At 70.3% G+C, this 8,116-nt stretch carries 4 protein-coding genes and 3 pseudogenes; 5 read left to right on the top strand and 2 right to left on the bottom strand.

Annotation, left to right across the window (positions count from 1 at the left end; genetic code table 11):
• Nucleotides 1-173 precede the first annotated feature (173 nt).
• Nucleotides 174-4,427 carry a MobF family relaxase gene (gene mobF / locus BM093_RS33820; protein WP_093357269.1) on the top strand — a complete coding sequence of 1,418 codons (4,254 nt, stop codon included), beginning with the start codon at nt 174-176 and terminating at the stop codon, nt 4,425-4,427.
• Here the strand turns inward: mobF and BM093_RS33815 are convergent.
• Nucleotides 4,424-5,008, bottom strand: a complete 585-nt coding sequence (locus BM093_RS33815) for a hypothetical protein (protein ID WP_093357266.1) — start codon at nt 5,006-5,008, stop codon at nt 4,424-4,426. The genes mobF and BM093_RS33815 overlap by 4 nt on opposite strands.
• Here BM093_RS33815 and BM093_RS33810 point away from each other — a divergent pair.
• From BM093_RS33810 to BM093_RS38520, 3 genes and pseudogenes are all read left to right on the top strand, one after another.
• On the top strand, nt 4,992-5,942 hold the full coding sequence (locus BM093_RS33810) for a bifunctional DNA primase/polymerase (RefSeq protein ID WP_245773986.1): 951 nt from the start codon (nt 4,992-4,994) through the stop codon (nt 5,940-5,942). The genes BM093_RS33815 and BM093_RS33810 overlap by 17 nt on opposite strands.
• A gap of 179 nt (nt 5,943-6,121) precedes the next feature.
• Nucleotides 6,122-6,886, top strand: a pseudogene (locus tag BM093_RS38525) (YfjI family protein); the annotation flags it as partial.
• A gap of 47 nt (nt 6,887-6,933) precedes the next feature.
• Nucleotides 6,934-7,527, top strand: coding sequence for a DUF3987 domain-containing protein (locus BM093_RS38520; RefSeq protein ID WP_425439226.1), 594 nt, complete (start codon nt 6,934-6,936; stop codon nt 7,525-7,527).
• Between the two features lie 37 nt (nt 7,528-7,564).
• Here the strand turns inward: BM093_RS38520 and BM093_RS33800 are convergent.
• Nucleotides 7,565-7,813: pseudogene (locus BM093_RS33800) on the bottom strand (integrase core domain-containing protein); the annotation flags it as partial.
• 90 nt (nt 7,814-7,903) lie between these two features.
• Here BM093_RS33800 and BM093_RS33795 point away from each other — a divergent pair.
• Nucleotides 7,904-8,116 (top strand): annotated as a pseudogene (locus BM093_RS33795) (hypothetical protein); the annotation flags it as partial.

Here is an 8,116-nt window from a genome sequence, read left to right as displayed (position 1 = left end):
CCCCGCCGAGTCGGCGACTACGTCAAAGCAGCACTCGCCCTCACCCACATCGAACACCTACACCTACGGGCTTCTTGTTGAGATCACTTCAATAGACCCAAAAATCAACTAGTCAAGATCACGAACCGAGTCACACCTAGGCATCACGATCCGATGGAACTGCGAGTGCCGCCGTGCTGAGCCTCGCCGTCGGCCACGACGTCGACTATCTGACCGGCCCGGTGTCAGGCGGTCGCGAGGGCTACTACACCGGCGCTGTCGCGGCAGGTGAGCCCGCGGGACTCTGGTACGGCGCGGGCGCCGAGCGACTCGGCCTGACCGGTGAGATCGATCCTGACCTGATCGAGGCCGTCTACATGCACCTCGCCGACCCTCGCGATCCCGCAGCACACTCACGGACGAGTTGGGGCGAGGCGGCGCCGCTCGCCGCCCCACATCGCAAGTATCGCCCAGGCGACGAGATCTACGCCGGTCTGATCGCTGCCGAGCCGGACGCCGGGCCGGAGCGGCGCGCGGAGCTGAAGGCCCAGGCGGAGGCATCGTCGCGGCAGGCCGTCGCCTTCATCGACGCGACATTCTCGGCGCCGAAGAGCGTGACGGTGTTGGGCGTCGCCTTCGAGCGGGCAGCCAACAACGCCCGCGCCGCAGGAGACCACCGGGCGGCGGCGGCTTGGGCGGCCCACCACCAGGCGATCGAGGACGCGGTTCTGGCAGGTGCAAGGGCAGGTCTCGACTACCTCCAGGACGCCGCGGGCTATTCCCGCGCTGGTCACCACGGGGGTGGCGGTGGGCGATGGGTAGACGCCCACGAGTTCGTCGTCGCCCAGTTCCTCCAGCACGACTCCCGCGACCGGGATCCACAGCTCCATGTCCACAACGCGATCCTCAACCGGGTCCAGGCAGCCGATGGCACCTGGCGCACCCTCGACTCCCGCACCCTCCACACGCACCGGGGTGCTGCGGGCGCCATCGCCGAGCGGGTCATGGAGTCGCATCTCGCCACCAGCCTCGGGGTGGAGTTGGCCACCCGGCCCGATGGGAGAGCCCGGGAGGTCGTCGGCGTCCCTGCGGAGCTGATGAGTTTGTTCTCCTCCCGCCGTCACGCCATCACCTCCCGCAGCCGGGAGCTGAGCGACGCGTTCGTCGCCCGGTTCGGGAGAGAACCGTCGGCGTTGGAACGCACGCGCATTGCACAGCAGGCGACCCTTGCGACCCGTGCGGCAAAGGAGCACGGCACCGAGACGCTCGTGAACCGCCTCGACCGATGGGAGCGGGAATCTCGCCAGGCGATCTCCGGTGGACTGCGCCAGGTCGCCGGTGACGTTGTGGCTCGTGCTCAGCAGCCGGCCCCGCCGGGGGAGTGGTCGGTTCAGGATGTCGTCGAGCGGGCGATCGCCAATGTGGGGAGTGCACGCGCCTCGTGGACGCGATCTGATCTCCTGCGCGCAGTGTCCGACGAGCTGCCCGGCCACCTCGGATCGTCCCCGGACGATATTCGGCCCCTTCTCGAGCGGCTGACCGATGTCGCTCTCGAGCAGGCAGTTGCGCTGGGCCCGCCGCCCATCGGCGACCTTCCGGTCGAGCTGCAGCGCGCCGACGGGGAGTCGATGTTCGTCGCCCCGGGAAGCGCCCGCTACAGCGCTCCGACGCAGCTGGCTGCTGAGCGAATGCTGCGGTGGTCCGCCGTGACCCGCGGAGCCCCTGCTCTCAGCGACGACGTCGCAGGTGGCGTGATCAGCAGGTTCGCGGAGTCCGGTCATGAGCTGGGAGCCGACCAAGCCGCGGCGGTGCATGGGGTCCTGACGTCAGGGGCTCGCGTTGAAGTCCTGGCTGCGGCTGCGGGGACCGGGAAGACGTTCACGGTCGGAGCGCTGACCGAGGCTTGGCAGGACACCGGACGCCGGGTGCTCGGGCTCGCGACGTCACAGGTCGCCGCGGATCTGCTCGTGGAGGAGGGTTTGCAGGCGACCAACACCGCGCGGTGGCTCGCCAACACGGAAGCGACGATGCAGCCGGGCGAGGGCGATCTTGTGGTCCTCGACGAAGCCGGGATGGCGTCGACGGGCGACCTGGTGGAGATCGTGCGGCGCTGTGATGCGGCTGGGGCGAAGCTTCTGTTGGTCGGCGACCCTCGCCAACTCGGAGCGGTGGGCCCGGGTGGTGGCATGTCCGACATCGCTGAGCGAGGTATCACCTACGAGCTCGGCGAGGTCCGCCGCTTCGCCGCTGAATGGGAGCGCACCGCGTCCCTGAGTCTGCGCGACGGGGAGCCGGAGGCGCTCGACGTCTACGAACGGCATGGCCGGCTCGTCGACGGAGGTACGGCTGAACAGGCCGAGGCGGCTGCGGCACGAGCGTGGCTGGCGGACACTCTCGCGGGCCGCGATTCGGTGCTGATCGTCGATAGCAACGAGGCTGCGGGACGGGTCAGTGAGTCGCTCCGTGGGCAGTTGGTCGAGCTGGGTCGGGTCGAGCCGACGGGCGTCGAGTTGGGCCTGCAGGGCACGGTTGCCGGTCGCGGGGATCTCGTGCAGGCCCGGCGGAATGGGTGGAGCCTGATCGGGTTCGAGGGCAATGAGACAGCGCCCATCAACCGGTCCAAGTACCGGGTGAGCGACGTCCGAGCCGATGGCGGGCTCACGGTCGTCCCGACCGGCGGCGGAGATCCGCTGCAGCTCTCCGCGGAGTACGTCCGTTCCCACCTCGCCCTGGCCTACGCCAGCACCGTCCACGCCACGCAGGGCCGCACGGTCGACACTTCGCACGCGGTCCTCGGCTCTGGGACGAGCGCCGAGGCCCTGTACGTCGCGTTGACCCGCGGGCGTGAGGCGAACACCGCATGGACGGTCACACGACGACTGGCTCCGGACGCTCTTCCTGGCGAGACGTTGCAGACCGAGCCGCGGGCGGCTCGGGCCGTCTTGACCGACGTACTCGCAGTAGCGGCCACGGAGCGCACCGCCCTCGCCGAGCGGGAGCAGGCCGAGATCACCGCTTGCTCGGCGCTCACGCACGTAGGCCAGTTGGCCGAGGGCATCTCGCATGTGACGGCGGGACGGACCCCCGCGACGCTCGACCGGCTGGTCGGCGACGGTGTTCTGCCCCAGCACATCCGCGAACGACTCGCCGCCGACGAGGCACTTTCCAGTCTCGATCGGTTGCTTCGGACCGCGGAGCTCGCCGGCCACGAACCCGACAAGGTGCTGCGGGCCGCTGTGGAGGGGCGCAGTCTCTCCGACGCCCGCTCGCCCGCGCAGGTGCTGCACCATCGCGTGACGACGACCCTGCACGGACGGCTGACGCCGGAGATCACCTCGGCCGCTGATCTCGTTCCGAGCGACGCCCCGGCCAGCTGGGCACGGTGGTTGCAGGACAGGGCCGACGACGTCGATAACCGCCGATACGAGATCGGGGCCGAGCTCGCCCAAGACCCGCCAGAGTGGGCTCGCACCGTTCTCGGCCCGGTTCCCGACGACCTCGTCGGCCGGGAGGAGTGGGAGCGGCGCGCCGGGTGGGCAGGCGCCTACCGCGAGCTCGCCGGGCACGCTGACGAGCGTGATCCGTTCGGGGCCGCGCCACCGGCGGGTCTCGCGGAGTCGTCTGCGATGTTCCGGGCCGCTCATCGGGCACTCGATCTCCCTGAGGCCGGTGCTGAAGAAGCCGACCTGACCGACGGACAACTCCGTGTGCGGGTGCGCGCCTACGAGCGCGAGACGACCTGGGCACCGCGCTGGGTCGGCGACGAACTGGACCAAGTCCACCAGAAGGCAGCCAAGAGCGCCGCCGACGCAGAGATCTGGGCGGCACGCTCGGCCGCCACGAGTGACGAGACCGAGCGCGAGCGGCTGGCCCGGGCCGCGGACCAGGCCCGCTCGGAAGCGGCGACCCTTCGGGAGCAGGCCGCCCAGCTCGAGGAAGCCGACCAGGCGCGAGCGCAGTGGTACGCCCACACCGCGCAGACCCGGGATCGCGCGGAGCGGGCACGTGTCGAACTGGGCGCACGCGGAGTCGATCTCGCTCATCCCGGCGACCGCGTCACCGCGGAGGAGTGGCTCGCGGTGCACCGGGCCGCGCAGCAGGTAGAGGACGAGTACCGCGAAATCGGTGAGCAGGACGTGGTCGAGCGCGATCTCACCCCAGACGACGTCGCCGCCGGGCCCGAGACGGCGGTCGACGACCTACGCGAGCACAGCGTCGCCGCCGCCAACGAGAGGACTGATCCCGCACCAGTCCGGATACCGACCGTCGACGAGACCACCGCTGCCGTCGCGCGCGCCCAACTCGCCCTCGCCGAAATCGCCGCACGGGACGAGGCCGACGCCCAACGAGAGGCGGAGGAGACCGTGATGCGTGAGCAGACCTCGTGGAGATCGACCAGCCGAGAGGAGGCAGTCGAGTGGGACTCCGAGCCGGTCGTCGAGCGCTAAGCCGAGGTGACCTGGGCCTGGATCTCCGCGATCCGATCGAGCAGACGACGAGAGCGCTCCACGGTAGCTTGCGCCTCCGCGCGAGCGGCGTGACGTTCCTTGGGGCCCCAGAACCGATGTGGTGCAGCGGTCATCGCTGCCTGCACCAGAACGTGGACCTCGGCGAGGTTCCCGTCTGTGCAGCGGGCCGGAAGGTCGAGCGGCGAAGCGTCGATGTCGCCGAGAAGCCAGCGCAGGGTGAGTCGGACTCCCTCTGCGGCGTGAGGTGCGATCGGAAGCGGACGGCGATAGGCGACGCCCAACTCATCGACGAGCGTCCGAGTCGGTACAGGCGCATCAGGATGGACGATCTCGGCGGCAGCCCACATCTCGGCCCGGGCTAGCGCCGCCGTGACCGGTTGCTCGGATCGGCCGGTCAGCGGCCCCTCCCGCTCACCGCGGACCCACTCCAACGCCGCCACGATCCCTCGCGGGAGCGGATCGCGCCCTTCGAGCACGTCGGCGTAGGCCAGCCAGTGCAGGTCGGAGATCTCCGCGCGCCCCGGAACCGCCCAGGGCGGCTGGGTGGGCGTCGACGTCATGCGCCCGAGTATGCGCGTTCAGGGCCATCGGCTTCACAGGTTGAGCCTCGTGGCTGTTGAAATCCTGCGAGCCGCGCTCTCTCACGCAGCCCGCGGATGGAGAGTGTTCCCGCTGCGCGTGGGGGACAAGCGCCCCGCGATCCGGAACTGGGAGTCGCGCGCGACCACCGATCCGGTGCGGATCCGGCGGGCGTGGGCGCGGGCGCCGTTCGGGATCGGCATCGCGTGCGGCCCGTCCGGGTTGGTCGTTGTGGACCTGGACGGGCCGAAGCCGGACACCGTGCGCCCGCCGGAGTGGGACCGGCCGGGGATTCGCGATGGCGCTGATGTCCTCGCGTGTCTGGCCGAGCAGCACTGCGCGGAGGTGCCGGTGGAGACGTATTCGGTGCAGACCGCGAGCGGGGGAGAGCACCTCTACTTCTCCGCTCCTGCCGGGTCGCGGCTCCGGAACTCCGCGGGCCGGCTCGGTTGGCTCATCGACGTGCGCGCTGCAGGCGGTTACGTCGTCGGGGCCGGGTCAGTCGTTCGCGGTCGCCGCTACCGCGTCGCCGAGGCACCGGTCGCTGCTCTGCCGGGTTGGATCGCGGACCTGCTCGAGGAGCCGCGGCCCCCACGGGCGGACTTCGCTCCGCTGCTGGAAGTCGTCGGCCGCCGTTCCGCCTATGTCGCGGCGGCGCTGCGTGCCGAGCTGGGCAACGTCTTGGCTGCACGTCCCGGCAGTGGGCAGCGCAATGACACCCTCAACCGGGCCGCGTTCGCGCTCGGTCAGCTCGTCGGCGCCGGGCTGCTACCGTATGGCTTGGCGACCGCGGCGTTGGCCCAGGCGTCGGCGGCGATCGGGCTGCCGGCGGGGGAGGCGCACGCGACGATCCGCTCCGGCCTGACTGCCGGAGCCCGAACCCCGCGCCGCACTGCACTGGAGGAGAAGGCGTGAGCAGGCGCCGCACCGCGAGCGACATCCTGACCGGCCTCGACGCCGAATACCGCCTGGCGCTGCTGCACGGTGACGACGAACTCGCTAGCGAGGGCTGGGACGTCGACCCGACCCCGTTGACCCCGCGTCGGCTGCTTCCGCCGTTCCCGGTGGATGCATTGCCGCCGTGGGTGGCGGACATGGTGCTGGCGGTCGCGGAGTTCACCCAGACCCCGCTGGACTTGCCCGGCTGTCTTGCCCTGGCCGCGCTGTCCACCGCCGCGGGTGGACGTGCAGAGGTCGAGGTCCGCCCTGGTTGGCGCGAGCCGTGCAATCTCTACACGGTTGTCGCGATGCCACCCGGCTCGCGCAAGAGCGCGGTTTTTGCCGCTATGACGGCACCGCTTCTCGAGGCGGAGCAGCAGCTGGTGGATCAGGCCCGCCCGCGGATCGTTGAAGCCGAGTTGGCGCGAAAGGTCGCGGTCAAGGAGGCCGAGCGCCGCACGATCGATGCCGCGAACATGCGCGATCCTGCGGCTCGCGCCGAGGCCCTTGCCGCTGCTGCGAATGCGGCGCTGGACGCGGAGAAGCCGGTTCTGTCGCTGCCAAGGTTGATCGCCGATGACGTCACCACCGAAGCCGCCGCCTCGCTGCTTGCCGAGCAGGGCGGCCGGTTGGCGGTGTTGTCAGCGGAGGGCGGCATCTTCTCGACCCTGGCCGGCCGCTACTCCGGTGGCGTCCCGTCGCTGGAGGTGTTCCTCAAGGGCCACGCCGGTGACCTGCTGCGGGTGGATCGCAAGGGCCGCCCGGCCGAGCACGTCGCCTCACCTGCGTTGACGCTCGAGCTCGCCCTGCAACCAGAGGTGCTGACCGACATCGCCGGTATGCCCGGTTTCCGCGGTCGCGGCCTGTTGGCCCGGATCCTGTACTCGGTCCCGGAGAACACCGTGGGGCGCCGTCAGATCGGTGCCCGGCCGCCCCGGCGCCGACGGGTCGGACGTACTCGTGCAGCCTGTCGCGGCTCGTTCTTCTGCTCGCCGAACAACATGAACCGCTGCGGCTACGGCTGCACCGCGACGCCGACCGCCACATCCTGGATCTGGAGCGCCACCTCGAACCTCGGCTTGCTCCGCACGCGGAGCTGGCGCACATCACGGACTGGGCGTCGAAACTCAACGGAGCCATCGCGCGCCTCGCCGGGCTGCTGTTCCTCGCCGAGGTCCTGCCGACCGGATGGGGCGCGCCCGTTCCTGTCCGGCACGTCGAGGCGGCGACCCGGCTGGGCCACTACTTTCTCGGCCACGCCCTGGCCGTTTTTGACCAGATGGGCGCTGACCCGACCCTCGATGACGCCCGCGTCGTGCTGAACTGGGTCGCTCGCACCGGCCGCAGGGCTTTCACCCGTCGAGCCGCGTTCACCGGGTTGTCGCGGGCCCGGTTCCGCAAGGTTGCTGATCTCGATCCTGCCCTTCAGCTCCTACACGACCACGGCTTCCTCCGCCTCGGCGCTTCATCGGGGCCGACCGGCGGGCGCCCGGCATCGCCTGTGTGGGAGGTCCATCCCCGTGCCGCACAAGCCGCAGAAGCCGCAGAAGGTCGACGCTGAGGTACTTGAGCCGCTCTGGGTCTGATGGAGACTCGCGCTATGGGATTCCGACCGGCTGTTGGTCGTCCCAGTGGGCAGCGTAGAACGTGCGCTCGTACTCGGCCGGTGGGCGGTTGCCGAGGTAGCCGTGCAGGCGCTGCTGGTTGTGCCAGTGCACCCAGCCCAGCGTCGCGAGCTCGACGTCCTCCACGGTCTTCCACGGACCGTCTCGGGTGGGACCGCGGATCAGCTCGGCCTTGTAGTAGCCGTTCACGGTCTCGGCCAGGGCATTGTCGAACGAGTCCCCCGACACGGGCGTGTCATGGCAGGTGTGTAAGCCATGGGTGGGCCAAGATCGACCGCAGTGATCAACACAGCGGTCGGGAAGGACACCCACGTGAGCGAGAACCAGCCCGACCCTGACGGCGAGACTGCAGCGGCTCGCCGGCTCGCCGAGGCCCTCGACCCGTCGGCGATCGACGCGCTGTTGGCCGATGCGAAGGCCGCCGGCACTCCGATCGACGGCGTCGACGGACTGCTCAACCAGATGACCAAGGCCGTGCTCGAACGGTCGCTGCAGACCGAGATGACCCATCACCTCGGCTACGAC

Source organism: Pseudonocardia ammonioxydans (assembly GCF_900115005.1).
Classification (GTDB): domain Bacteria; phylum Actinomycetota; class Actinomycetes; order Mycobacteriales; family Pseudonocardiaceae; genus Pseudonocardia; species Pseudonocardia ammonioxydans.
This window is presented reverse-complemented; position numbering and strand designations above follow the sequence as displayed.

Excerpts from the sequence above, each read along its gene's own strand:
- BM093_RS33815 (WP_093357266.1), bottom strand. The coding sequence starts at position 5,008 with ATGACGTCGACGCCCACCCAGCCGCCCTGGGCGGTTCCGGGGCGCGCG.